The sequence below is a fragment of the Bradyrhizobium sp. BWA-3-5 genome (assembly GCF_032917985.1).
GTDB lineage: Bacteria > Pseudomonadota > Alphaproteobacteria > Rhizobiales > Xanthobacteraceae > Bradyrhizobium.
The window spans coordinates 2,257,441-2,282,315 of sequence record NZ_CP136626.1; the positions used below are offsets into that span (position 1 = coordinate 2,257,441).

At 58.7% G+C, this 24,875-nt stretch carries 19 protein-coding genes; 14 read left to right on the plus strand and 5 right to left on the minus strand.

Features of this window, described 5'->3' with window-relative positions:
• Window positions 1-83: 83 nt before the first annotated feature.
• The 10 genes from RX331_RS10880 (at window position 84) to RX331_RS10925 (ending at window position 15,280) form a co-directional block, all read left to right on the plus strand.
• Complete coding sequence (locus tag RX331_RS10880; RefSeq protein WP_317256559.1) at window positions 84-2,801, plus strand: glycosyltransferase family 4 protein; 2,718 nt, start codon at window positions 84-86, stop codon at window positions 2,799-2,801.
• 50 nt (window positions 2,802-2,851) lie between these two features.
• Entirely contained in the window at window positions 2,852-4,309 is a 1,458-nt protein-coding gene (locus tag RX331_RS10885; protein WP_317256560.1) for a hypothetical protein, read from the plus strand.
• A gap of 456 nt (window positions 4,310-4,765) precedes the next feature.
• Window positions 4,766-6,088, plus strand: coding sequence for a hypothetical protein (locus tag RX331_RS10890; RefSeq protein ID WP_317256561.1), 1,323 nt, complete (start codon window positions 4,766-4,768; stop codon window positions 6,086-6,088).
• A 46-nt stretch (window positions 6,089-6,134) separates the two neighbouring features.
• Window positions 6,135-8,051: an asparagine synthase (glutamine-hydrolyzing) gene (gene asnB / locus RX331_RS10895; RefSeq protein WP_317256562.1), complete on the plus strand. Its 1,917-nt coding sequence runs from the start codon at window positions 6,135-6,137 to the stop codon at window positions 8,049-8,051.
• A 48-nt stretch (window positions 8,052-8,099) separates the two neighbouring features.
• A complete protein-coding gene (locus tag RX331_RS10900; RefSeq protein ID WP_317256563.1) occupies window positions 8,100-9,050 on the plus strand; it encodes an NAD-dependent epimerase/dehydratase family protein in 951 nt (316 codons plus the stop codon).
• Between the two features lie 13 nt (window positions 9,051-9,063).
• Entirely contained in the window at window positions 9,064-9,996 is a 933-nt protein-coding gene (locus RX331_RS10905) for an NAD-dependent epimerase/dehydratase family protein (protein ID WP_317256564.1), read from the plus strand.
• A 2-nt stretch (window positions 9,997-9,998) separates the two neighbouring features.
• The gene (locus tag RX331_RS10910) at window positions 9,999-11,057 is read left to right on the plus strand and encodes an NAD-dependent epimerase/dehydratase family protein (protein ID WP_317256565.1); all 1,059 of its coding nucleotides are present in this window, start codon (window positions 9,999-10,001) and stop codon (window positions 11,055-11,057) included.
• Window positions 11,057-12,106, plus strand: a complete 1,050-nt coding sequence (gene wecB, locus RX331_RS10915; RefSeq protein ID WP_317256566.1) for a non-hydrolyzing UDP-N-acetylglucosamine 2-epimerase — start codon at window positions 11,057-11,059, stop codon at window positions 12,104-12,106. The genes RX331_RS10910 and wecB overlap by 1 nt, the downstream gene beginning before the upstream one ends.
• A gap of 190 nt (window positions 12,107-12,296) precedes the next feature.
• A complete protein-coding gene (locus tag RX331_RS10920) occupies window positions 12,297-13,601 on the plus strand; it encodes a nucleotide sugar dehydrogenase (RefSeq protein ID WP_317256567.1) in 1,305 nt (434 codons plus the stop codon).
• A 152-nt stretch (window positions 13,602-13,753) separates the two neighbouring features.
• Complete coding sequence (locus RX331_RS10925) at window positions 13,754-15,280, plus strand: hypothetical protein (RefSeq protein WP_317256568.1); 1,527 nt, start codon at window positions 13,754-13,756, stop codon at window positions 15,278-15,280.
• Here the strand turns inward: RX331_RS10925 and rfbA are convergent.
• Window positions 15,277-16,155, minus strand: coding sequence for a glucose-1-phosphate thymidylyltransferase RfbA (rfbA, locus tag RX331_RS10930; protein ID WP_317256569.1), 879 nt, complete (start codon window positions 16,153-16,155; stop codon window positions 15,277-15,279). The two genes, RX331_RS10925 and rfbA, sit on opposite strands and share 4 nt — an antisense overlap.
• Window positions 16,156-16,367: 212 nt before the next feature.
• Between rfbA and RX331_RS10935 the strand changes: the two genes are divergently transcribed.
• The 4 genes from RX331_RS10935 to RX331_RS10950 are packed head-to-tail and all read left to right on the plus strand — an operon-like array spanning window position 16,368 to window position 20,182.
• Entirely contained in the window at window positions 16,368-17,375 is a 1,008-nt protein-coding gene (locus RX331_RS10935) for a hypothetical protein (protein ID WP_317256570.1), read from the plus strand.
• Window positions 17,376-17,405: 30 nt separating this feature from the next.
• Entirely contained in the window at window positions 17,406-18,377 is a 972-nt protein-coding gene (locus RX331_RS10940) for a Gfo/Idh/MocA family oxidoreductase (RefSeq protein ID WP_317256571.1), read from the plus strand.
• Between the two features lie 6 nt (window positions 18,378-18,383).
• Window positions 18,384-19,484 carry a DegT/DnrJ/EryC1/StrS family aminotransferase gene (locus RX331_RS10945; RefSeq protein WP_317256572.1) on the plus strand — a complete coding sequence of 367 codons (1,101 nt, stop codon included), beginning with the start codon at window positions 18,384-18,386 and terminating at the stop codon, window positions 19,482-19,484.
• Complete coding sequence (locus tag RX331_RS10950; protein ID WP_317256573.1) at window positions 19,484-20,182, plus strand: NDP-hexose 2,3-dehydratase family protein; 699 nt, start codon at window positions 19,484-19,486, stop codon at window positions 20,180-20,182. Before RX331_RS10945 ends, RX331_RS10950 begins: the two co-directional genes overlap by 1 nt.
• 16 nt (window positions 20,183-20,198) lie before the next feature.
• Here the strand turns inward: RX331_RS10950 and RX331_RS10955 are convergent, their stop codons facing one another.
• The 4 genes from RX331_RS10955 to RX331_RS10970 form a co-directional block, all read right to left on the minus strand.
• On the minus strand, window positions 20,199-20,996 hold the full coding sequence (locus RX331_RS10955) for a class I SAM-dependent methyltransferase (protein ID WP_317256574.1): 798 nt from the start codon (window positions 20,994-20,996) through the stop codon (window positions 20,199-20,201).
• Window positions 20,993-22,183 carry a glycosyltransferase gene (locus RX331_RS10960; RefSeq protein WP_317256575.1) on the minus strand — a complete coding sequence of 397 codons (1,191 nt, stop codon included), beginning with the start codon at window positions 22,181-22,183 and terminating at the stop codon, window positions 20,993-20,995. The genes RX331_RS10955 and RX331_RS10960 overlap by 4 nt, the downstream gene beginning before the upstream one ends.
• Window positions 22,184-22,189: 6 nt before the next feature.
• Window positions 22,190-23,302: a dTDP-glucose 4,6-dehydratase gene (gene rfbB / locus RX331_RS10965; RefSeq protein ID WP_317256576.1), complete on the minus strand. Its 1,113-nt coding sequence runs from the start codon at window positions 23,300-23,302 to the stop codon at window positions 22,190-22,192.
• A 122-nt stretch (window positions 23,303-23,424) separates the two neighbouring features.
• Window positions 23,425-24,744: a hypothetical protein gene (locus tag RX331_RS10970; RefSeq protein WP_317256577.1), complete on the minus strand. Its 1,320-nt coding sequence runs from the start codon at window positions 24,742-24,744 to the stop codon at window positions 23,425-23,427.
• Window positions 24,745-24,875 lie beyond the last annotated feature (131 nt).

Genomic DNA, 24,875 nt, shown 5'->3' on the forward strand with positions numbered 1-24,875 from the left:
CCTCGTGGCCCAGTAAAATGGAGAGATAGTTGAGGCCTACACTCGGATCTTTCGATTTCCGCCGGGACGTTCCTACCCTCCTAATGATTGCATTTTATGAGCCGCACGGCATTTCGACGGTCTACGACTATGTCACTGCGTGGCAGAGGGCGAGCCGTCTGAATATTGCTGTACTGAACCTGTGGCCTCTTTCGGGTTCGCCGATCTCAATCCCGCCCTCCGTCGATCTTGATGACTTTGACGGTATTATCGTTCACCCAACCATCGCTTATTCCCCAGAGAACCTGTTCGCTCTTGACACGCGCATCAAAATGACCTTCGACGCCTATACTGGTGTCAAGATTCTTGTGAAGCAGGACGAGCACATCTGCTCGGCCCGATGGGCTGAATTCATCGCTGCCAAGAAGTTCGACGTGTTGGTGACGTGTTTGTCACCAGAGGAGGTCCGAAAAGTCTATCCACGAGACATTGTCGGTGATCTCGAGATCGTGCACGCGTTGACTGGCTATGTACCCCAGCATTTTCGCGACATACCAGCGCGCCCTCTGCGACAACGCCCCATCGACATTAGCTATCGGGGGTCCATCCAGCCGCTTTTCGTCGGACGACTGGGATTCGAAAAGCGCCAGATTGGCTATGCGGTTGAGAAGGCGATGGCGAACGCTGGTCTTAACTTCGACATTTCGAGTCGACCGGAAGATCGGATACACGGATCCGCTTGGTTCGATTTTCTTGGTTCATCTAGGATCGTACTCGGGACTGAATCTGGATCGAACCTTTTTGACTTCGACGGATCTGTCGCGCATTGGTGTCAGGAATATGCAACCCGAAATCGCAACCTCGATAAGTCTGGCGAGGAGTATTACTACAAGGCGCATCATGAGTTCCTCAATCGCTTTGAGGGGAATGTTAGCTACGCCACCATCTCGCCACGACATCTAGAAGCTGCTGCAACGCGATCCGTCCAAGTTCTATATGAAGGACGATACTCTGGAATTTTTGAGCCGTATCGCCATTACCTACCGCTCAAGCGGGATCTGTCCAATCTCGATGAGCTCCTTGACTTCGTTAGAGACGAGCAACAAGCGAATCGGCTGACTGAGGCGGCCTTTGAAGAGATCATCAAAAACAACCGCTTTACATACGAGCGGTTCGTTTCTCAAGTTGATGATGTGGCTGAGCGGTTGCTCGCGCAGCGCAGAGCGCCAGCGTCGGCCCCCACGCCGCTGAGTACAAGGCCCCGCGCGCTGCTGCTCATGAGTCATGATCCCGATCAAGATCCACGTATTGAGTGGATGTCGAGAGGACTTCGAACGAATGGCTTCGACGTCGTCGAGCTAGGTACGTACAGATTTACGCAAATTGGACCAAGTCCGAGTCTCGAACACCTCGTTGATGGACGCATTCGCGTGCGGGTCGAACGCAAGCGGCATGACTATGCAATGATGCCGACACCGTTTGACATCAATCGAGGATTGACCATTGGGCAGCAGCAGATCTTGATGATCCTTGGTTTCGTGATGCTACCGAATGACGTGCTCGCGAAGCGGATCGGAGCTATCGACGTGAACCCGGAAACCATTGACCGATTCAGGTTCCTCTGCCTCCATTTTGTAAACACAAACTCAGCATTGCTACAAGCGGCGCGCCAAATCGGTGTGTTTGACGTCGTGATTGCTTGTGATCTCGATACTATGCCTGCAGCTCAGACTCTCGCAACGGAATATAGTGCGGTGCTTGCGTACGACGCTCATGAATATTGGCCCCATTCACATCAAGCATCACGACACTGGGAGCGAGAGTTTTGGGGGCACATTGATCGCGCCTTAGCGCCTCTTGCCGATATTCGATCGACTGTTTCGACGCCACTCGCGGAAGAGATGGCAAAAGATTATGGCGTCTTCTTTCAATGCGTTCCGAACTGCGCGCTCGTGGAAGACGCGTGCAAGGATGAACTGCTGATCCAGCGTCGGGAGAAAAGGAAGCGCCGACAGACAGTCACTTTCCTCTATCAGGGAGCGTTCGCACGCGGCCGCAATTTGGAGAGCCTGATTGCCGCTTGGCCAGGAACCGACAAACGAGCAATCTTGTGGCTAAGAGGGCCACACTGGCATTACGCGGATGATCTTAAGGCGTTGGCGCGCCAGACAGGTCTGCTCGACAAGCGCATTTTCTTTCATGATGCGGTTGTCGAAAGCCAGCTTGTATCGGCGGCTGCTGAGGCGGACGTAGGTATCATCCCATATGATCCTGCCGATATTAATAACAGATTTGCGTGCCCAAACAAATTCTCTCAATATCTGGCGGCTGGTTTGCCAATCATCTCGACCCCGATCAAGTACGTCTCCTCACTTGTGCGGGCCAATGATCTCGGAGCGATTTTTGATTTTGCGGGCAGCCCGTCACTCGCCGATGCCGTGAACAGCTTGCTTGACGAGGGCAGGTTGTTCGATTGTTCAACTCGCGCGCGTCAATACTTTCTCGACGAATTCAACTGGGAGACCGTAAGCCGCCCCTTCTATGAGGAGCTGCGAGCTTGCGTAGGCCAGATTGACATTCTGCGCACGCGACCTGACCTTGATTTCGCCTGGATATCAAATGGGCGTACCATGCGAGACTTTGCGATTCAGCAATATCCATCCTTCGTTCATCATTCCGGGAACGTCGAGTCTAAACAAGTTAGTGTTGCCCCAGCCGTTGCGCAATCTTCCTATCGTTTCGCGCGTGCTGTATGGCACACATTGCCTGTGCCGGCTCGTCGTCGCATTCGCGCTGGACTCGAAGCGCTGTTGTCGCGGTAAATTCAGTCTGATCTCCAAACAAAAAGTTGGCCGTCGTTCTGATGAAAAAAATGAAACGCGTTCTCGTTGCCTACTCAGCCTCGTCTACGCATGTGCCGACCACGTTTGAATATCTTCGAGCGTTGAAGGAACTTCCAGACTGCGATGTGAAGTTCGTGCATTGCACCAACGACGCACGCTTGAATTTTGACATCAATCAGTTCGATGTTCTCATTAACAGCTATTGCGCTAGGCTCTGCTATGATTGGTTTCTGAGCCCAGACTACCGTCAAGCCGTTCTATCGTTCCGCGGACTGAAGATTGCTATAGTCCAAGACGATTACGACCGGACCGCAGCCCTTCATCGGAATATCCGGCAGTACGGATTCCACGTTGTCTTCACCAGCATCCAGAGCGAGTTTTGGCCCCTTGCTTATCCTGCGATCCAAGTCCCCGGAGTGGTTCTACGGCAACTGCTGACAGGATACGCTCCAGCTCGTCACGTTGAGCGACGGATAAGGCCGCTTGAGGAGAGATCCGTTCCCGTCGGCTACCGTGGTCGTCAGCTGGGGGCCAAATATGGCAAGCTCGGGCATGAGAAGTATGAGATAGGAAGGCGCATGGCCGAGCTCTGCGATAGGCTGGGCCAACCCCATGACATCAGAACTGATGATGCAAGCCGCATCTATGGAGAAGATTGGTTTACCTTCATAGGCGACTGCCGTGCGATGCTCGGCAGCGAGAGCGGCTGTAACGCATTTGATTTTGACCAAGAAATCGAGAAGCGTTGCGATGAGTTCGCGACTCGACACGGGCGAGCTGCCGAATACTCCGATTTTGCCGACTTTCTTGAACCCTTTGAGAAGCCTTTTAATGTTGGTCAGATTTCTCCGCGCGTGTTCGAGTGCGCCTCCATGAAAACGCCTATGATTCTTTTTCGTGGCCGCTACTCGGACGCGATCAAGCCGGACCTTCACTACATTCCATTGGAAAAGGATTTCTCTAACGCCCAAGAAGTGCTCACGAAACTCGATAATCTGGAATACCTAAAAGGGTTTGCTAATCGCGCTCACGAACATCTGATTGCATCAGGCATTTACAGCTACCGAACGCTAACATCGGCAATTCGGACCGCGATAGAAGAGTTCTATCCACAAATCGCCAGCAATCGTGCAATTCAGCACTGGCGATCGATCCAACAGCCTTGGGTGTCCACCCACAATCCAGCGGACCCAAAGACTATTGCCTTGTCGGAAGTCCCGACGGACGATCCTCAACCTCTTTCTTATTTTGTTGAAAAGCAAACGCGGTTTAGCGAGCTCCTTCATCAAAGCGTAGGACAGGAAACCTTGCATCCGATCGTAACACAGCAAGCCCGACCGGTTAGAGGCGGAGCGCTGTCCGCGTGCCTACGGCCATTGCGGAAAGCTTGGCATCTGATCCCGACGAGCGTTCGTTATCGAGTTGGTCCGTTGCTAATGCGCTTGGCACGGAGAGCTCTTGTGCCACGCCCATCCCCCCAGGGATAGCGTAGTGGCTACTCAGAGCCTCAGCTCATAGTAGTCAAGCTATCGTGATCGGTTGCGGGCGAACATGCTGAATTTTCTTGAAGTCCGGCTATCTACCCCGACCGTTTATAATGAGTACGCGTACACTCTGGAAAACGAATTAATCATGGAGATGCCAAAGGTAATCTTGGCATCCGACGCAAATTGGAGGCGTCATCACTTGTTAGCCCGTTAGAGGCCGCAGATCTCCGAGTCGCTGAGGTTGCAGGCTACAAGCCGGTGGTCTATGGGTTTAGGTGAGACGCCCACCCTCATCGCCCGCCGCTAGAGAAGACGAAGGACATCCGACAAGGGATGTCCCAGAATGCATGAGCGCAAGATGAACTCCGAACTGATAGAGAAACTCAACCGCAAGTGGGTGGAGATCAGCATAGTTGAGCTTGGCTATGTGGGCCTGCCTCTGATGTTTTGCTATTGATGCGGGTTTTGATCCTCCACGAGATCGACGATATTGCGTCAGCGCGGCGCACCTCGGTCAATCACGCGTTCTGCCTGATCAAGTACGCGCCACAGAACGAATATACCTTGCATAGCGTGCGCCAGCCGGTCACATCACGGCTGCGCAACCAATGCTTCGATGCGATTATTCTCGATACGACCTTCCTCACCTGGAGATGGGCGAAGCCGAAATCGCTGAGGCTCGACCGCATTCTGGATGAGTACGCCTTTATAGCCAAGTCAGATGCGGTGAAGATCGCACTGCCACAAGACGAGTATGACCACACCGAGCTTCTCGACAACTGGTTGGCGGACTGGAAGGTCGACCTCATCTATTCAGTGTGTCACGAGCACAGCGATGAGTTTTATCCTCGCGCAGGAAAGCATGCGGCAATCGTCGAGGGACTGACCGGCTATATTGATGACGCTGATGTCGCGATGATGCAGCGGTTTTCGGTCCCTTTTAGAGAACGAAAGATAGACGTAGGCTACCGGGCCAAGACGCTGCCCGCCTATTTTGGACGATTCGGGCGGATGAAGTCCGAGCTCGGCGATCATTTTCGCTCGATGATGAGCGGACGCGACTTGAAGCTCGACATTTCAACCCATCCTGGGGACGTTCTTGTCGGCGACGCTTGGCTGCAATTTCTGGGAAATTGCAAGTTCACCCTCGGATGCGAGAGTGGGAGTTCACTGATTGACCCGAAAGGCAAATTGCGAGAGTGCGTTGAGAGCCGGCTGCGGCGGAACCCGTCGGCCAGCTTCGAGGAATTGGAAAGGGCCTGCTTTTCCGGCCAGGATATGAAGCGCGCTTACTCGGCGATCGGACCCCGTTTGCTGGAAGCGGCGATAGCGGGATCATGTCAGATCCTGATTCCTGGAAGATACGCCGGTGCGCTTAATCCTGGCGAACATTACATACCGGTCGAACCCGACTGCTCCAACGCGGATGAGGTCTTCCGGCAGATGCAGGATGACGGCGCCAACGAGGCGCGGATCAACGCCTGCTATCGGGCCCTGATCGGCAATCCGAAATTTCACTATCGTCACTTCGTGTCTGACTTGCTGGCGCAGATCAGGAGCATTGGTGATAGGAAAGGTCTCGCGATTGTCGGTGCTGGGTTGGGAGAGGCGGCGAAAGAAGCCGATCTGCGTGAAGCGTTTACTCGGAGCGTGCTTCGCGTTTACCAGAATCACGTCGATGATATGAAAGAGATCGGATTTGTACCGAATTTCCTCCACACCCTTGCAGTCGTACTGGGCAGGTTAGTGCTGACGCTGGGGCACAGAATTCGCGGATAAATCGCGCCTCAACGGGCCTTGGCCAATCTAGATTTCGGAAAACTTCATGTGCGGTATTGCAGGTTTTGTTTCGTTGGCGGGGCTGCCCGTCACCCGTGGCAAGGCATCGCTCGATGCGATGGGAAAGCTGATCGCCCATCGTGGGCCGGACGGATTCGGCTCATGGAGCGATAATGGCCAGCGCGTTGGCCTGGTCCATCGCCGCCTTGCGATCATCGATTTGACGCCCGCCGGCGCTCAGCCGATGCATGCCCCCAATCGTACGGTCATTTCGTATAATGGAGAAATATACAACTTCATCGAACTGAGGCAGCAACTCTCCGACCGTTGGACGTTCAGGTCCAGCTCCGACACCGAGGTCATTCTTGCCGCCTATGATCGCTGGGGCGAGGACTGTGTCGATCATCTGCGCGGGATGTTCGCGTTTGCCATCTGGGACGAGCGAAACAAGAAGTTGTTTGCCGCCCGCGACCGGTTCGGCATCAAGCCATTTCATTACACGGTTCAGAAGGGGGTTCTCTACTTTTCCTCCGAGGCGAAAGCGTTGCTGCCGTTTCTGGACAACGTCGATACCGATGCCGACGCGCTGAGCGAATACCTGACCTTTCAATACACGATCGGCGAGAAGACACTATTCAAGGGAATATCGACCCTGCTGCCGGGGCACGTTCTCCGCGTGGGGAACGGATCATTTTCAACGAAGCGGTACTGGGACGTTCAATACGACGTCGATTTCGATCACAGCCCGAGCTACTTCGAGCGCCGCTTTACCGAGCTCCTGTCGGACTCGATGCTCGTGCACATGCGGTCGGACGTGCCGGTGGGAGGCTACGTATCGGGCGGTCTCGACTCGAGCCTGGTTGCGCTTTTGGCCGCCAAGCTCGACCACCGCAGCCGCGACGCGTTTCATGGCCGCTTCCTCGAATATCCCGGCTATGACGAAAGCCATTACGCCAAGACGGTCGCAGAGCTGGCGGACATGTCCCTTCACATGGTGGACATTGCTGCCGACGATTTCCGCAAGCATATCGGGGACGTGATCTATCATCTGGATTTCCCGGTCGCCGGGCCGGGCTCGTTCCCCCAGTACATGGTGTCCGCGCTCGCGGCAAAGCGTCTCAAGGTCGTTCTCGGCGGACAGGGGGGCGACGAGCTCCTGGGCGGCTACGCCCGCTACCTGGTCGCCTACTTCGAACAGTGCATCAAGGCGGCCGTCGACGGCACCTATCGAAACGGCCACTACGTCGTAACGATCGAGTCGATTGTGCCGAACCTCGGTCTGCTCCGCGAATACAAGCCCTTGATCAAGGAGTTCTGGCGGGAAGGTCTTTTCGAGGACCTCGACCGGAGATATTTTCGCCTGGTCGATCGCTCCACCGACATGGTGGGCGAGGTCGATTGGAGCGCGCTGAACAAGAACGGGGTCTTCGAGTCGTTCCGGGCGATCTTCAACAACCAGGATAACGTCAGGAAAGAGGCCTATTTCGACAAGATGACGCACTTCGACTTCAAGTGCCTGTTGCCGGCCTTGCTTCATGTCGAAGATCGCATGAGCATGGCGCATGGGCTAGAAAGCCGCGTACCGCTCCTCGATCATCCTCTCGTCGAATTTTTGGCCTCGGTTCCCGCCGACGTGAAGTTCATGGGCGGGCAGATGAAGCATCTGATGAAGACCGCGTATCAAGGTACTCTGCCGAAAGCTTTAGTTGAGCGCAGGGACAAAATGGGTTTCCCGGTGCCCCTGAAGGAGTGGTTCGATGGGAATCTAAAGTCCTTTGTTCTGGACATATTCGGCACACAGCGGTTAAAGCATCGGCCGTACTTCAACAGCGATGTTGTACTCTCCCACTTCGGCGAGCAGTCCCGGTTCTCCAGAAAAACCTGGGGACTCCTCAGTCTGGAACTCTGGCACCAAAGATTCCATGATCGAGCGACGGAATTTCGTGCGATGGTCCAAGCATAGCGTGCGAGGGTCGCGGCGCAAGAGGCACTTTCAAACTGGATGGTGTGCATGAAGGTTTTCGTTACCGGCGGAGCCGGCCAGGTCGGGTCGACAGTCATTGACATGCTCTTGTCTCGCGGGGACAAGGTCGTTGCGATTGACAACTATGCGACCGGTCGCGTCGACAATCTGACCGAACATGAAAAACTGACGTTGGTCGAAGACACGATCGCCAACGGCGAGGTGATAAATCGACTGTTCTCGGATTTTCGGCCTGAGATCGTCATTCATACCGCGGCGTCCTACAAGGATCCGGAGGATTGGGGCACCGACGCTCTGGTGAACGCCGTCGGAACGGCCAACATTGCGAAGGCCTGCAAGGCCTTCGGCGTATCTCGCCTCGTCTACTTTCAGACGGCTCTCTGCTATGGCACGAAGCCGCTGCAATCTCCGATCCCCCTTGATCATCCGATCAACCCTGTCAATTCGAGCTATGCCATCTCGAAGACAGCCGGCGAAAACTACGTACAGTTTTCCGGCGTCGATTGGGTGACTTTCCGGCTGGCCAATGTGATCGGGCCGCGAAATGTGTCCGGTCCGCTGCCGATCTTCTACGGCCGGTTGGCCAGAGGACAGAAGTGTTTCGTCACGCCCGCGCGTCGGGACTTCTGCTATGCAGCCGACCTCGCCCGTGTTGTCGTCAAGGCGGCCGATGGCGTTGGCCACGGCACCTACCATTTCTCCTCAGGCAAGGATGTCGCGATCAAGGAGCTTTATGACGCCGTGGTGCGCGCCATGAAGCTCAATGATTATCCTGAACCTGAAATCAAGCCGCTCGGCCCCGATGATGCGCCTTCCATTCTTCTTGACCCTGAGCGCACGTTCAAGGATTTCAGCGCGATAGAGTTCACCTCGCTTGATGACATTGCGCGTATGTCGGTGGAGCGATGGCAGAGGGACGGCGTTGTCGGAGGCTATACACATCTGAAGGAAGCGCGGGCGGAAATCCGCACCAGTTGATCAAGGCAGGTCGATGCGCATTCTCATTACTGGTGGCGCGGGTTGCCTCGGCTCGAATCTTCTTGAGCACTGGTTGCCGCAAGGCCACGAGATTCTCGTCATGGACAACTTTGCGACTGGTAAGCGCGAGGTTGTGCCGGCTCTTCCCCGTCTGACGCTTGTCGAAGGCTCAATCGCCGATCGCGATCTGGTACTGCGGACATTTGCCGAGTTCAAGCCAACTCACGTTGTCCACTCAGCCGCTTCCTACAAGGACCCCGCCAACTGGTGGGAAGACATTTCGACGAATGTCGAGGGAACTGCAAACGTCGTCGAAGCAGCACGCCGCGCGGCCGTTATCCGCATCCTGAACTTCCAGACTGTCTTGTGCTATGGCCGGCCAGAGAGCACGCCTATTCCGGTCGAGCACCCACTGCGACCGTTCACTAGCTACGGAATTTCCAAAGTCGCTGGCGAACAATATTTGGCGATGAGCGGCCTGCCCTTCGTCTCGCTGCGGCTTGCTAACGTGACTGGCCCTCGTCTGGCGATAGGTCCGATCCCGACCTTCTACAAGCGCCTCAAGGCGGGCCAGGCATGCTTTTGCAGTGACGCGCAACGCGATTTTCTGGACATGTCAGACTTCCTTGCCGCAGTCGATATCGCAATGACTGCCGATGCGCCGGATGGTGTTTTTAACGTGTCCAGCGGGGCAGGGCATTCGATCAAGGAAATATACGATTTGGTACGATCACATCTGGGTATGGCCGCCGATCCCGACGTCAAAGTAGTGGCCGTAGGCGACGACGATGTGCCGTCGGTCGTTCCGGACCCGAGCCGAACGCATGCTTTGCTTGGCTGGCAGGCGAAAGTGCCGTTTGAGGAGACGATCCGGCGGCTTCTCGCGTGGTATGACGCGCATGGCGTGAGCGATGTTTACAGCCATCTAGCCGAACCAAAGAGCTGATCATGAAGTCTTTCGACGGAACGACCATACTCGTTGTCGGCGGAGCCGGATTCGTCGGCTCCAATCTCGTTCGAATCCTGCTGGAACAGGCGCCGAGACGGATCGTGATCGTGGACAATCTTCTGTCGGCGGACTCCTCGAATGTTCCGGATGATCCGCGTGTCAACTTCATTCCGCGATCCATTACTGATGATGCGGTGCTTGCTGCGTTGCCACAAGACCTCGACTACGTCTTCCATCTTGCCTGTTATCACGGGAATCAATCGTCGATCGCCAATCCGCTCGCCGATCACGAGAATAATACCCTCACGACGCTGAAGCTTTTTGAGAAGCTCAAGGATGTGAAGGCATTGCAGAAGGTAGTGTATGCTGCGGCCGGTTGCGCGGTCGCGGAAAAGACGTTCGGCGGCGCCAGCGCGACGAAAGAGGATGCGCCGGTGTCCTTGTTTCACGACAGCCCGTATTCAATCTCCAAATTGATCGGCGAGATGTACGGGAATTACTATTGGTCCAGATATAAACTGCCGTTTGTAAAAGCCCGCTTTCAAAACGTCTACGGACCCGGCGAGATCCTGGGGGCTGGCCAGTGGCGCGGAACGGTGCACACCGTCTGGCGAAACGTAAGTCCAACCTTCATCTGGAAGGCGCTGCACGGCGAGGCCTTGCCTGTCGAGAATGGCGGAGTTGCGTCCCGCGATTTTATTTACGTGGAGGATATGGCGAGAGGGCTGATGGCATGTGCGTTGTCGGGCGAGCCGGGAGAAATCTACAATCTCGCCTCCGGCACCGAGACCACCATTCTTGAGCTCGCGAAGCAGGTGAACACGATTACCGGCAACAAGACGCCGATTGCGCTGACGCCGGCCCGTGATTGGGACAGATCGGGACAGCGCTTTGGCGATCCTGCCAAGGCGCGGGAGCAGCTCGGCTTCGTCGCTACCGTCGCGCATGAAGACGGGCTCAGCAGGACGGTGGACTGGACGCGCAAGAACCGCGAGCTAATCTTGAGCTGCATACGAAATCACATCGCGCATGTGCCCGAAGTTGGCAAATACTCGTGATGCCGCGAAAGATCCTGACCATCGTTGGTGCCCGCCCGCAGTTCATCAAAGCCGCGGCCGTAAGCCGTGCCATTCGCGAGACTGACGGGCTGTCGGAAGTGATGATCCACACCGGTCAGCACTTCGATTCGAATATGTCCGATATCTTTTTCGAAGAACTGGATATTCGAAAGCCCAAGCATCATCTGGCCGTAAACGGAGGTGGTCACGGCGACATGACCGGCCGGATGCTGATGGCGATCGAGCCAATCCTGGTTGCCGAGAGGCCGGATTGGGTCATGGTCTATGGCGACACAAATTCCACGCTAGCCGGATCATTGGCAGCATCCAAATTGCATATCCCGGTCGCCCACGTCGAAGCAGGTCTTCGTTCGTTCAATAGGCGTATGCCAGAGGAAATCAACCGCGTTGTTACAGATCATCTTTCCACGCTGCACTTTAGTCCTACATCGACAGCGGTTGCGAATCTGGCCGCCGAGGGGGTTAGCAAGGGCGTGCACCACGTTGGTGACGTCATGTACGACGCGACGTTATTTGCAACAAGCAAGGCAGAGCAGGGGTCGACAGTGCTCTCCGATCTGAAGTTACGACCGAAGGCGTATGTCATTGCGACGGTTCATCGCGCCGAGAATACCGACGACCCCGGACAACTCCGGGCAGTTGTGCAATTCTTACAGGAGCGGGCGAAAAGCCATTCGGTGGTCCTGCCGTTGCATCCGCGTACCCGGCAGGCGGCATCCCGAATGGGGGTGAATCTGGATCGTCTGCAGGTCATCGATCCGGTCGGCTATCTCGACATGGCAAAGCTGCTGCACCATGCTGTCGAGGTTTACACCGACTCCGGTGGGGTTCAGAAGGAGGCTTACTTCCATCGCGTGCCATGCACCACTCTGCGAGACGAGACCGAATGGACTGAGACGGTCACGCATGGCTGGAATCGTCTCTGGAAGGGACCCGAACGGCTCACTCAACGCGAGATTGAAGAGTATGGCAAGGGGCGGGCGGCGTTCGATATCGCAAAGTTGTTGGCCTCAAACTCTGCAGCGTAGCCCGAACGCGAACGGGCGACGCCGGCCTTTCTGGCGAATTCTTGCCTCCATCAGTTGTCTTTGTTGTTGTAGCCGATAGTTGCCGAATGTATGCAACCGTCTCCTGGGGTACTGATGATCCGTCCACAGAAGAGAACTAGGCGATGTCTGCGGAAGCGGATATGGGATTCGTAAACCAAGAGACGTCCACATGAACTTAGAGGTTATCGAGAAACTTAACCGCAAGACCGCCAAAGTTGGAATTGTCGGTCTGGGCTATGTCGGCTTGCCCCTCATGCTTCGGTATTGCGAGGTCGGCTACAAAGTCATTGGCTTCGATATCGATGAAGCCAAGGTCGAGGCGCTCAAGGCCGGAAATTCCTACATCGAGCATATATCGGGTGCGAGCATCAGGCGTGCGACGGAGCTCGGCTTCGAGCCCACGACCGACTTCTCTCGCGCCAGGGCGGTCGATGCGCTCATCCTTTGTGTTCCGACTCCGCTCAACAAATATCGGGAACCCGATTTGAGCTTTGTTCTCAACACGGTTGAATCCCTGCTGCCGTATTTGCACGCCGACATGATTGTGTCGCTGGAAAGCACAACTTATCCGGGCACGACGGAGGAAGAGCTCAAGCCGCGCATCGAGACGCGCGGCCTGCAAGTGGGGCGCGATATCTTCCTGGTGTTTTCGCCCGAGCGCGAGGATCCCGGCAATCAGAACTTCTCAACTCGCTCGATCCCGAAGGTGTGCGGGGGAAGTACGCCGGCCTGTCTCGAAACCGGCCTTGCGCTCTACCGGCAGGTCATCGACAAGGTCGTTCCGGTCAGTTCGACCCAGGCGGCCGAATTGACGAAGCTCCTGGAAAACATCCATCGCTCGGTCAATATCGGCCTCGTCAACGAGATGAAGATGGTCGCCGACAAGATGGGTATCGATATTCACGAGGTGATTCGTGCAGCCGCGACCAAGCCTTTCGGCTTCGTTCCCTACTACCCTGGTCCGGGAATTGGCGGGCACTGCATTCCGATCGACCCGTTCTATCTCACCTGGAAAGCGCGCGAGTATGGAATGCATACGCGTTTCATCGAGCTGGCCGGCGAGATCAATTCCTCGATGCCGGATTACGTGATCTCGAAGGTTGCTTCCGCGCTCAATGGAAAAAGCAAATCTATCAATGGCAGCAGCATTCTGGTTCTTGGGATCGCCTACAAGAAGAATGTCGACGACGTTCGCGAGTCGCCTTCGGTGTTTTTGATGGAGAAGCTTCGCGACCTTGGCGCAAAGGTTGCCTACAGTGATCCGCACGTTCCGGTATTCCCAAAGATGCGCGCCCATCATTTTGATCTGTCGAGCGTTGCGCTGTCTTCTGAGAGCGTCGCAAAATTCGACTGTGTGTTGCTGGCAACCGACCACGACAAATTCGATTACGAGCTGATCCGCACACAGGCTCCGCTTCTGATCGACTGCCGGGGTAAATTTCCCGCCCCAGCCGACAATCTTGTCCGGGCATGATCGTCTTGCTGCCGGGGTCGACGTGGGGCTTCGCTGGAGCTCCGCATCGCTGACCGCTGTTGTGAGCGCGAGCTGAAAAATCGTGCGCGGCACGCGACTTTTTGAGCTCCTCGCGCAATGTGTACAAACTCAGGAGTTTGTAGGAAGTGCCGGTGAGCGGTTCGGCGGTCGGCCGCGGCGGACGGCTTCTGGCAGGATGGTCGGCGAATTCTGCGCAGTTGTTGCTGGGCTTCGTCCAGCAGATTGCGCTGGTTCCGGTGTTTCTACACTACTGGACCGGCGAGGTGCTGGCCGCCTGGCTCGTCATCTACGCGGTCGGCAATCTCGTTCTGATCGCCGATGGCGGGCTGCAGTTTCGTGCGATCAACCGCTTCCTCGGCTTCAAATCCGGCGTGGATGCCGACGGCCGCACGGCGCGGTTCTATGCGGCGCTGCTGCGGGTCTATCTCTGCCTCGGCATTCTCCTTGCTGTTCTCGTGGTGGGGGTATGCTGGCTGCTGTCGCCATCCGTCGTCTTGCGTTTTCAGGGAATACCGAATTTCGACGTGGCCTTCGTGGTCATGGCGGCCGGCATTCTGCTGACGTTGCCGTCGGGCCTTGCGGCTGCCCTCTATCGCGCACGGGGGCTTTATGGCCGTGCGGTCTGGCTGCAGAACTGGGGCACGTTGGCCGGGCAGGCGGCGCAACTGGTCGCGGTTATCGTGACGGGGAGTCTGCTCGCTGTCGTTACCGTCTATGTCGCGGCGCAAATGCTGCTGGCGCTTTATCTTCTCACCGTCGATTCGCGGCGCTTGTTTCCGTTCCTGCGCGGCGGCGCCGGAAAAGCACATTCCCTGCGTTGGGTGATCGGTCAGTTGCGCAAGGGGGTTCCCTTCGGCCTCGCGACCGCAACCGAGCTGGTGCTGCTCAATCTGCCGGTGCTGCTGGTGAGCGCGCTGGTGTCCGATCGCGTCGCCGTCGCGCAGTGGGGCCTGACCCGGGTCGTCGCCGGATTGTTGCGCGGGCTTTGTCAGCAGGCGACGCTTCCGCTGGCGGCCGAACTTGGCCATGACCACGCCGTCGAGGCCGTGGACCGGCTGCGCAATCTCTATGCCCGCGGCTCGGTGCTGGTGACGCTGCTGGCCAGCCTGGTCGTCTCCGGCCTGCTGCCGTTCTGGCCGGACTTTTTTGCGCTGTGGACGCATGGCGCCGTTCCGTACGATCCGCTGCTGACGATGACGCTGCTGATCGGCGCCGCGGCGGCGGCGCCTTCGATTTTGGCGCTGGGCTATGCCTATTACAGCAATCGGGGCGAGCTGTTGTTGCAAACCAAAGGGCTGCAGCTCGTTGTCTTCCTCGCCCTGTCCGCGATCCTGATCCCTTCAATCGGCCTGGTCGGCGCGGCCATTGCCGTCGTCGCCAGCGATCTCCTGATCCAGTTCGGTTTCCTGGGGCGCATCATCCTGCAGCAAACATTGCAGCGCCCGCTGAGACATGCCGGTTTTCTGGCAGGGGTGATGATTGCGGTGACGCTGGCCGGCTGGGCACTGGGAATGGCAATCCGGCAGGCGCTGCCCTTCGCCGGCGCCATCCGCTTCTTCGCTGAATGCGCGCTATGGCTTGCGGTGGTGTTGGCCGCAGCAAGCCCCCTCGCGTTGAATAGCGTGCGTGCGAGAATGACCGCGGCGATCCCCCGTTAGCGCAAGATCGCCGCCTGACGGATCAGATACTGCCCGTAGCCGGTGTTCTTCATCGGCTCGGCAAGGCGCCGCAACTGCTCGGCGTCGATAAAGCCCTGGCTGAATGCGATCTCCTCGGGGCAGGCGATCTTCAGCCCCTGGCGCTTTTCCACGATGTGGATGAACTGCGACGCCTCGAGCAGCGATTCATGCGTGCCGGCGTCGAGCCAGGCGTAGCCGCGGCCGAAGCGTTCGGCGTGAAGCTCGCCACGTTCCAGATACCACTGGTTGACATCGGTGATCTCGAGTTCGCCGCGCGGCGACGGCTTGATCTCGCGCACGACGTCGACGACGCGTTCGTCGTAGAAGTAAAGCCCCGTCACGGCATAGTTGGATTTCGGCGCCCTCGGCTTCTCGGTGATCCGCAGCGGCCGGTGAGAGGGATCGAACTCGATGACGCCGTAGCGCTCGGGATCGTCGACCCAGCAGGCGAACACGGTTGCGCCGCGGCCTTGCTGCGCGGAAGTGCGTAGCAGCGCCCGCAGATTGTCGCCGTAGAAGATGTTGTCGCCGAGGATCAGCGCGCTGGATCCGCCGGCCAGAAAATCCCGCCCGATCACGAAAGCTTCCGCGATGCCGCCCGGGTGATCCTGGACGGCAAAGGAAAGCGCGATGCCCCATTGCCGACCGTCGCCGAGCAGGCGCTTGAACTGATCGATCTCATCAGGCGTCGTGATGATCAGGATCTCGCGCAGGCCCGCCATCATCAACGTGGTCAGCGAATAATAGATCAGCGGCTTGTCATAGACCGGCAACAGCTGCTTCGAGGTTGCGAGCGTCAGCGGATAGAGCCGCGTGCCGCGGCCTCCTGCCAGAATGATTCCCTTGCGGTTCATGCGCCGAGCTCTTCGCAGTTGGCGGGGAGACGGCCGCCTCGTTAGCATGGGCCAACTGCCCTACAAAGAGCCTTCCTTGCCTTCATAGCGGGAATATTTCAATGGTTTAGGCAAAAGGGGCGGCTGCGTTGCACCAACCATGCGGGTGGGTTAGGAATGGCGCTGCCGCGGCGGTTGGCAACGTAATTCGAAGACAACCTGCGACGGGGATCATGGCCAGCCGCGTTTGCTGCACTTATTTCGATCACAATTATCTGCCGCGCGGGCTGGCGCTCTATCACTCGTTGCAGCGGCATGCGCCGGGTACCGAGCTTTGGGTGCTTTGCCTGAGCGAGGCCTGCCATCAGGCGCTATTGCAGCTCGATCTTCCGCACCTGGTGGCGGTGCGCCTTTCGGATTTCGAAGCCGCCAATCCCGATGTCGCCGCCACGCGGTCATCCCGCAGCCAGATCGAATATTACTTCACGTGTTCTCCGGCCTGGATTCTCTTCGTGCTGCAAAGCAGGGGGGATGCCGAGTGGGTCACCTATCTCGACAGCGATCTGTTCTTCTTCGCATCGCCCGATCCGATTTATGAGGAAATGAAGGACGCGGCGTTCGGCATCATTCCGCACCGTTTTTCGCGCAGGCTGGAAGACCAGCGCAGGTTCGGGCTCTACAATGTCGGCTGGGTGAGCGCGCGCAAATGCGACGAGGGCATCGCCGTGTTGCGCTGGTGGCGCGAACGCTGCATCGAGTGGTGTTACGACCGGGTCGAGGGCGATCGTTTCGCCGACCAGCGCTACCTCGACCGGATGCCGCAAATGCCGGGCGTTCACGTGATATCGCATCTCGGCGCCAATCTCGCGCCGTGGAACATCGCTGATTGCCGGCTCGAATGGCACGACGGCAGGGTCGAGATCGAGCGGCGCTATCCGCTGCTGTTCTTTCACTTCTACGGGGTCAAGCGCGACGGCGGCTATTATTTCAACAGCCACCGCTTCTATCACGCGCCATTTTCCGGCCTGATCAAGGAAAAACTGTACAAGCCTTACGTTGCCGCGCTCGTCGAGGCCGAACGGTCGTCGGCGCCCTACTTGCAGGGACAGGAGCTCGAAACGATCCGTAAGCCCGTGGCCGGCAATTTCGTCGACCGCCTGTTGAACGCGCTGCGCAAGGCACGGATGATGGCCTACCGTGCCGCTGATATCGTCACCGGCCGCGCCGTTGCTGTTCGCTAGCCCGGCTCATCGCTTCGAGAGATCTTGCGCATGCGACTGCTGATCCTTGGCTACTCCTCGATCGTCGAGCGGCGGGTGCTGCCGGCCGCGGCGAAGGCTGGCGGCATCGAGACGATTTCGATCGCCAGCAAGAGCCACCCCAAGCCCCAGAGTTGGCCGAAGCAGGGGCGGTTTTTCGACGACTATGAGGCCGCGCTGCGCGGCAGCGACTGCGATCTCGTCTATCTTTCGCTGCCCAACGCAATGCATGAGCACTGGGTGATGGCGGCGCTGGCCGCCGGCAAGCACGTCGTGGTCGACAAGCCGGCGATGATGACGTTGGCGCCAAGCGAGCGCGCCGTCGAAGCGGCGCGGCGCGCTGGTCGCCTCGTCGCGGAAGCGACAGTGTTCAATTATCACCCGCAGTTTGCCGCGCTTGCGGAATTTATCGCCGAGACCGGTCCATTGATCCAGTCGGCCGCGCAATTCATCTTTCCGCCGCTGCCACTCGGCAATTTCCGCAACCATGCCGAACTCGGCGGCGGCTGCCTGCTTGACCTCGGGCCTTACGCCGCCGCCACGATGCGCATTCTTGGCGGCGACGGCGTGTCCGACGTAATGGCGCTGGCCGGCGGCCGGCACCCCGAAACCGGCGTCGATATGGGCTTTTCGGTACTCGCCCGTCTCGGCAATGGCAGCATATTTTCCGGACATTTCAGTTTCGAGGGCGAGTATCAGAACCGCCTGCTCGTTGTGGGGCGATCGGGCTCCGTGTTAATAGAGCGCGTTTTCACGCCGCCCGCAGATCACGCTGTCGAATGGCGCCGGCGCGTCCGCAATGTCGATGATGTCGTGACGTTCGATCCATCAGATACGTTTGCAAACTTCCTGGAGGCGGTGACGTCGGCGATCGACGGTGGCGACCACGAGGGCTTTCACCGCGATCTCCTGGGCGATGCCCGGTGTCGGGAGATGATCGTGGCGGCGCTCGCCTCCAGCAATCCGGCGCATCGATCTGTGTGAGAGACAATGCCAGTCAACGTATGGGACTATCTGCGGGAATATGACGAGCTGCGCGACGAGATCCTCGCCGCGGTCGACAGGGTATTCCGTTCCGGGCGGCTGGTGCTCGGACAGGAAGGCCTCAAGTTCGAGCGCGAGATGGCCGACTATCTCGGCGTTGCCGGTGGCGTCGGCGTGAACAGCGGAACCGATGCGATCTACATCGCGCTGGCCTCGCTTGGGGTCAAGGCCGGCGACGAGGTCATCACTGTGCCCAATACGGCGGTGCCGACAGTGTCGGCGATCCGCACGCTCGGCGCCACGCCGGTCTTCGTCGATATCAGCGATGACGATTTCCTGATGGATGTCGCGCAAGTGGAAGCTGCGGTCACGCCACGCACGAAAGCGATTGTCCCGGTGCACCTGTACGGCCAGTGCGTCGATCTCGATCCGCTCATGACGATTGCCGAACGGCACGGGCTGAAGGTGATGGAGGACTGCGCGCAGTCGCAAGGCGCGCTCTACAAGAACCGTCAGGCCGGCAGCGTCGGGCATGCCTCCGCGTTCTCGTTCTACCCGACCAAGGTGCTGGGCGCCTATGGCGACGGCGGCATGGTGCTGAGCAATGATGAGGCGGCGATCAAACTGGCGCGCAGCCTTCGCTTCTACGGCATGGAGACCCAGTATTATTCCGAGCGCCACGGCTATAATTCTCGCCTCGACGAGGTGCAGGCGGCGATCCTGTCGCTGAAGCTGCCGCGCATCGAGGGCTGGATCGCGCGGCGGCGGGAGATCGCCGCGCGCTACAATCGCGGGCTTGCGGGCAGCGGCCTCGTGCTGTCGCGCGAGAATGCCCACAGCCGCCATGCCTACTATCTCTACGTCGTGGAGCACCCGACCGACCGCGACGGCGTGCTTGAGCGGCTGGCCGAGCACGACATAAACTGCAACGTATCCTACCGTTGGCCGATCCACACCATGCGCGGCAGCGCCGATCTCGGCTATCGCGAGGGCCAGTTCCCGGTCGCCGAGCGCAATGCGCAGCGGATTTTCTCGCTGCCGATGTATCCACACCTCAGGGATGAGGAAGTCGATACCGTGATCGATGTGCTTAAGGATGTGATCTGATGGCCGAGCGTGCGCATCTCGACTGGTTTCGCGGCCGGCTCGCCGCCTCGGCTGCGATCGAGTCAAAGGACCCGGCGCCGATCCTGGCGTGGCGCGAAGAGCGCTGCCAGGCAATCCGGTTCAAGGCCGAGTTGATCGGGCTCGACGAGATCAGTGGTTGGTCGCGCGATGCCCGGGGCAATGTGCGGCACCAGACCGGACAGTTTTTTGCCGTCGAGGGCGTCCGCGTCGAAAGCGGCGCGCTGCGCGAAGTCGCCTCGTGGGATCAGCCGATCTACACCCAGGTGGAAGGCGGTGTTCTCGGTCTTATCGCCCGCGAGACGCCCGACAACGGCGTTCAGTTCCTGCTATACGCCAAAGCCGAGCCGGGCAATATCGGCGTGCTCCAGCTCTCGCCCTCGGTGCAAAGCACATGGTCGAACATCCGCCGCGCTCATGGCGGAAAGCTGTCGCCGATGCTGGAAGTGCTGACGGCCAAATCCGGCGTTCGAACCATCTACCGCGCCGAGCACAATGAAGAGGGCGGGAGATTTTGGCGCAAGTCGAACGAGAACATCATCGTCTTCATCGACGACGAGGCGGTGATCCAGTCCGACATGACGATGTTCTATTGGGCGAGTCTCAGCCAGATCAAGGCGCTGGCCGCGATCGACAATGTGCTCAGCCCGTTCGTAAAGACGATTATCGCGCCGCTGTGAGGCGCGAGCTCGCCTGTCAACGGGCCGCATCCTTGGAGAACAAATAGGTCTCGGTTCGCGAGCGATGGCCCGTCACCTCGGAGACGTCGTAGGGAATGCAGGGCCATTCGCGCAGCAGCCGAAGCCCGGCATTGCGGCACAGCGCCATTAGTTCGCCCTTGCCGAACACGATCTCGACGACCGGCGCACCATAGGCATGTTTGCTCAGATAGGTGGTTTGATGGTCGTCAAACACCGGCACGGTATGCAGGATGCAATACCGCCCGGTGACGCGCGCGGCTTCCCGAATCGCCGCCTGATAGTCGATGATGTGCATCAGGGACACGCCATTGAAGACGATATCGAAGGCATTGTCCGGGTAGGGCAGCCGGGTGGCGTCCGCGACTTCGAAGGCGGTCGAGGGGTAGTTTGAACGGGCGCGCGCGATCATCGCTTCCGAATAGTCGATCCCGGCGTAACTGATGCCACCGGGGACGAGATCGGCGAGAACCTCCGAATAGTAACCGCTGCCGCAGCCGACTTCGAGCAGACAGGGAGAGGCGATGCCGGTTGCGCTGACGGCTTCGGCTGCAACGGTGAAGTCGAGCCGCGGTTGGCCTTGCTTCATGTCGGCGATCAGTGCCTGATAGGCGCGTTCCTGGCGCGCCACGGTGCGGGCCGCCAGCCAGCCGTCGGACGAGGTGGCTGCGCGCCGCGCCGCCTCGATACCATCAAGCACCTTGTAGTCGGTCGAGGTCAGGATATGGCGCCGCAGGATCGGGGCGGCCTTGACGACGCGTTTGCCGATCTGCCTGACAAGGCGCGGCAGCTTCATCGCGCCGCCCGCAGCGTTTCGATGAATCCCAAAATCTCAGCGACGCGGTGGCGATAAGTATGCTGCGCCATGGTTCTGGCCTGGCCCGCGGCGGCAATGGCGGCGCGGCCATCGGCATCGCCGAGTGCGCGCCCGATGGCGGCAAGGCAATCGTCGACCGAGCGCCACACCGCGACCTCGCGGTCCGGCGCGAATAGGGTGTGCAAATTGTCCTTGAAGTCGGTCAGCAGGAAAGCGCCGACGCCGGTGGCCTCGAACAGGCGCATGTTGCCGGCTTCGCGCCCGGCCATGTCGATGTGCGAGTTGAGCGTGATCTTCGAACGCTGCAAGGTCTGGTACATGTCGACGCCCCAGACTTCGCCCTGAAAACAGCGATGCAGCGGAGAGGAAGCGGGCAATGTCTGCGGCGGATTACCGAACAGCTTGAGATCGTAACGTTCGGCAACAGCCTCGAGCAGCGCAATCCGCTGCTTATGATCCGGCGAGACCGTGCCGACAAAGGAAACGTCGATGTCCATGGCAGGCGCCGGCGGCAGCGTTTCGAGCAGGGTGGGCTCGAACGCCAGATGATTGACTTCCGCGCGGACGCCAAGGCGGCGGAAGAACTCCACGTTCGCCAACATCTGCGACATCATGAGGTCATAGACTGACCAGTCGACGCCGCGGGATGGCGCGACCCCGATCTGCCCGATCAGGAGCGGCTTGCCGATGGCCTTGATGCGCCGCATCAAGCGCGGATCGACGTGAAAGGTGTCCTGATTGAGCACCACGTCGGGTTTGAAATCCTCGATCTGCGCCAGCAGGATCGCCTCGGCTTGCCGATCGAGGCGTGGGCTGAGGCCAACCTCGCGGGCCAGCGGACGCAGCATCGGTTTCAGCGGCGCCACGGCGCGCTGCAGCCAGGCTGGCAACGCCGCAGTTCCTGCGGCGGTCGGCCCGGCCGCATCGACGGCCATCCCATGCTCGCGCGCCCAGGCGGTCTGAAGCCAGGCATTATTGACGTGTATCTCCGCTGCCGAATGACCGAGCGCGGCAAAATTCCGCGAATAGAAATCGGCCACGCCGAACAGGCTGGCGTTACGTGCGGACATCTGGGCCGCATACCCGGCGCTGCCAAGTCCGGGATGCCGGCGATACAGCCAGCTGAGGAAGCGCGGGTAGTCGGCGTTGAGCACGAGGATGCGCATGACTGGCTAGACCGCCCGCCGGAAGCCGTAGTTCTTGTCGATCCACGCCTGGTAGGCGCCGCTGGTCACGTCGCGCCACCACGGCTCATGGTCGAGATACCACTGCACGGTTTGTTTCAGTCCACTCTCGAAATCGACGCTGCAACGGCTGCCGAGCTCGCCGGCGAGCTTGGAGGCATCGATCGCATAGCGGTGATCGTGGCCGGGACGGTCGGTCACGTAGCTGATGAGCGTGCGGCAGGATCTGCCGACTGCCGCCGGGCAGGACGGAAAGCGCGAGGCGAGGCCGGCGTCGGCCGCGAAGGCGGCATCGATGGTATCGCAGATCATGCCCACCACGTCGCGGTTATTGCGCTCGTTGCCGCCGCCGACATTGTAGGTCTCGCCGATCCGGCCGCGCTCGATCACGTTCATCAAGGCCGTGCAGTGATCGGAAACGTGCAGCCAGTCGCGGACATTGGAGCCGTCACCGTAGACCGGCAGCGGCTTGCCTTCCAGCGCATGGATGATCATCAGCGGGATGAGTTTTTCCGGGTGCTGATAGGGGCCGTAATTGTTGGAGCAGTTGGTGATTAGCGCCGGCAGGCCGTAGGTCGCGACGAAGGCGCGGACCAGATGGTCGCTCGACGCCTTGCTCGCCGCATAAGGCGAGTTCGGACGATAGGGCGAGGATTCCGTGAAGGCAGGATCGGACGGGCCGAGCGAGCCGTAGACCTCGTCGGTTGAGACATGGAGAAACCGCGCGGTACCGAGCATCGCCGCCGCACGCCAGTGGTCGAGCGCCGTCTTCAGAAGCGTGAAGGTGCCAAGCACGTTGGTCTGCAGGAAGGCTTCGGGATCGCTGATCGAACGGTCGACATGGGATTCCGCGGCGAGATGCGCCACGCGGGAAAACTTGTGCTCGCCGAATAGGCGCTGCATCAGCGCCGCGTCGCCGATGTCGCCCTTCACGAAGGTGATGCTGCGGCCTTCGATCAGCGGCTCGAGGCTGCGGACATTGGCCGCATAAGTCATGGCGTCGACCACGACCACGCGGTCAGACGGCCGCGCCGCCCGCCACGCATGCACCAGGTTCTGGCCGATAAAACCCGCGCCACCGGTGATCAGAACGCTTTGCATTGGCTAACCTGGTTCTTCGCTGTCGGAAACTGCGCGGCGCGAAAGCAGTGGAGCATTGAAATTTCTGAGGATCCGTAAGGCAATCATGATCACAACGGAGAACAGATCCTGGTGCGGGTATGTCACGAATGGGGCGAGGAGCGTTCAAATATCGAACGCGGCGTAACATACCATAGCAAGAAGAGAACGCCGGCGCCATTGGTCAGCAAGGTCGTCGACAGGGGGACGTTCAGCAAGACCTGAGGAAGGATGCCACCGGACAGCACGATAAATTGCGGCGGCAGGCCGGACGAAAGACGGTTGCCGATAGCGATCACTAAGCCGCAACCGAATGCGGAAAGCGGTGCCATCCATGGACCAACCGAGGCGATGCCTTCCGTCGCGAATAGCGACGCGTTGAACGCGCCTTGGTTATAGACCCTCATGAGAATTGATAGCGGTTCATCATAAGGGCAGTCGATAACGAGCTTGAGTACATTGATCTGGCAAAAATGCGTCAGCGGATGCGTCGAAAAGTAATTGTTATACACCTCCAGCGCGATCGACGGCATGGCGACCATTCTGGTGTTGACCACGCTGAAGTACTGCGCTGCCCATTCAATGGGGAATAGCTCGGCCTTGGCGAGGAATAGGGTTGCCAAGCCGACCGTTGTCGGTAGCAGCAACGACAGAATGACCGTGCTCCTCGCTTCAACCATTCTGCATAGGAAGGCGAGAAAAAGAAGCCAGAGCGGCGCAAAGAGCGCCAATTTGCTTAGCGTCACGGGATAGAGCAGCAGCATCAGGACAAGTACGATTCCTGCCCGCCAAATACTTCCACCCAGAGCGAAACCGGCAAAAGCAAATGGCAATAACGCGTTCGATGTAATGCCGATGGCATATCTCAGGGGCGCCGGAAACGCGATCTGTTCGCGAAAGCGGTATATTTCCGAAAGGCCGACAAGTCTGAAATTGTAGAAAGCAGCGACTGCAATGAGAATCGCAGCAAATATCAAGATGGCGGATAGCAGCAGATCAAAAGCGCTCACCGACAAGTCGAGCCGCGCCCTGACTGGTGAGGTGATGAGTAGCGCGGGTGCCAGGAAGGCCAGCGCAGATGCAAAGATAGAAACGATCGCCAACGCGTGATTGTAAGGAAGCAGCGAAAACTCGATCAACCAAAGATAGCCGAAGATCATCGTATAGAAGTAGAATCCGGCGAAGTAGCCAAAGCTGAATCGGCTGATAGCGAAAACGATAGACACTACGGCGAAAGGTAGCGTCCGCAGCATCGCTATCGGGACGTTCGCCTTGTCAAACCCCACAATTCCAGAAAAAGCGGCTGCGGCGTAGCTTAGCGAGATGCAACACGCCGCGACATGCCCGCAGAGGAGCAGGGCTAGTATGGGCCGGAACTCCAGGCGCCCGGACGTCGTCGCGAGATGGGCGTCCGGCCCGCTCATGGCATATTCTTGGAGTTCAGATGACCCCGATAGGAGTTTCTCATGGCCGTTGCCGAAGCCTCGCGCGGTTGGATGCGCTCGCACCAGTATGTTGATACGCTGATGAAGCTCAAAATGTCCCTGGTCGTACC

Bases quoted from the DNA above. Each gene is read 5' to 3' on its own strand.
- RX331_RS10885 (WP_317256560.1), top strand. From the start codon at position 2,852: ATGAAACGCGTTCTCGTTGCCTACTCAGCCTCGTCTACGCATGTGCCG.
- rfbB (WP_317256576.1), bottom strand. From the start codon at position 23,302: ATGCAAAGCGTTCTGATCACCGGTGGCGCGGGTTTTATCGGCCAGAAC.
- RX331_RS10960 (WP_317256575.1), bottom strand. From the start codon at position 22,183: ATGCGCATCCTCGTGCTCAACGCCGACTACCCGCGCTTCCTCAGCTGG.
- RX331_RS10935 (WP_317256570.1), top strand. From the start codon at position 16,368: ATGGCCAGCCGCGTTTGCTGCACTTATTTCGATCACAATTATCTGCCG.
- RX331_RS10920 (WP_317256567.1), top strand. From the start codon at position 12,297: ATGAACTTAGAGGTTATCGAGAAACTTAACCGCAAGACCGCCAAAGTT.
- RX331_RS10955 (WP_317256574.1), bottom strand. From the start codon at position 20,996: ATGAAGCTGCCGCGCCTTGTCAGGCAGATCGGCAAACGCGTCGTCAAG.
- RX331_RS10910 (WP_317256565.1), top strand. From the start codon at position 9,999: ATGAAGTCTTTCGACGGAACGACCATACTCGTTGTCGGCGGAGCCGGA.
- RX331_RS10890 (WP_317256561.1), top strand. From the start codon at position 4,766: ATGCGGGTTTTGATCCTCCACGAGATCGACGATATTGCGTCAGCGCGG.
- RX331_RS10880 (WP_317256559.1), top strand. From the start codon at position 84: ATGATTGCATTTTATGAGCCGCACGGCATTTCGACGGTCTACGACTAT.
- RX331_RS10970 (WP_317256577.1), bottom strand. From the start codon at position 24,744: ATGAGCGGGCCGGACGCCCATCTCGCGACGACGTCCGGGCGCCTGGAG.
- asnB (WP_317256562.1), top strand. From the start codon at position 6,135: ATGTGCGGTATTGCAGGTTTTGTTTCGTTGGCGGGGCTGCCCGTCACC.
- rfbA (WP_317256569.1), bottom strand. From the start codon at position 16,155: ATGAACCGCAAGGGAATCATTCTGGCAGGAGGCCGCGGCACGCGGCTC.
- RX331_RS10950 (WP_317256573.1), top strand. From the start codon at position 19,484: ATGGCCGAGCGTGCGCATCTCGACTGGTTTCGCGGCCGGCTCGCCGCC.
- RX331_RS10900 (WP_317256563.1), top strand. From the start codon at position 8,100: ATGAAGGTTTTCGTTACCGGCGGAGCCGGCCAGGTCGGGTCGACAGTC.
- RX331_RS10945 (WP_317256572.1), top strand. From the start codon at position 18,384: ATGCCAGTCAACGTATGGGACTATCTGCGGGAATATGACGAGCTGCGC.
- wecB (WP_317256566.1), top strand. From the start codon at position 11,057: ATGCCGCGAAAGATCCTGACCATCGTTGGTGCCCGCCCGCAGTTCATC.
- RX331_RS10905 (WP_317256564.1), top strand. From the start codon at position 9,064: ATGCGCATTCTCATTACTGGTGGCGCGGGTTGCCTCGGCTCGAATCTT.
- RX331_RS10940 (WP_317256571.1), top strand. From the start codon at position 17,406: ATGCGACTGCTGATCCTTGGCTACTCCTCGATCGTCGAGCGGCGGGTG.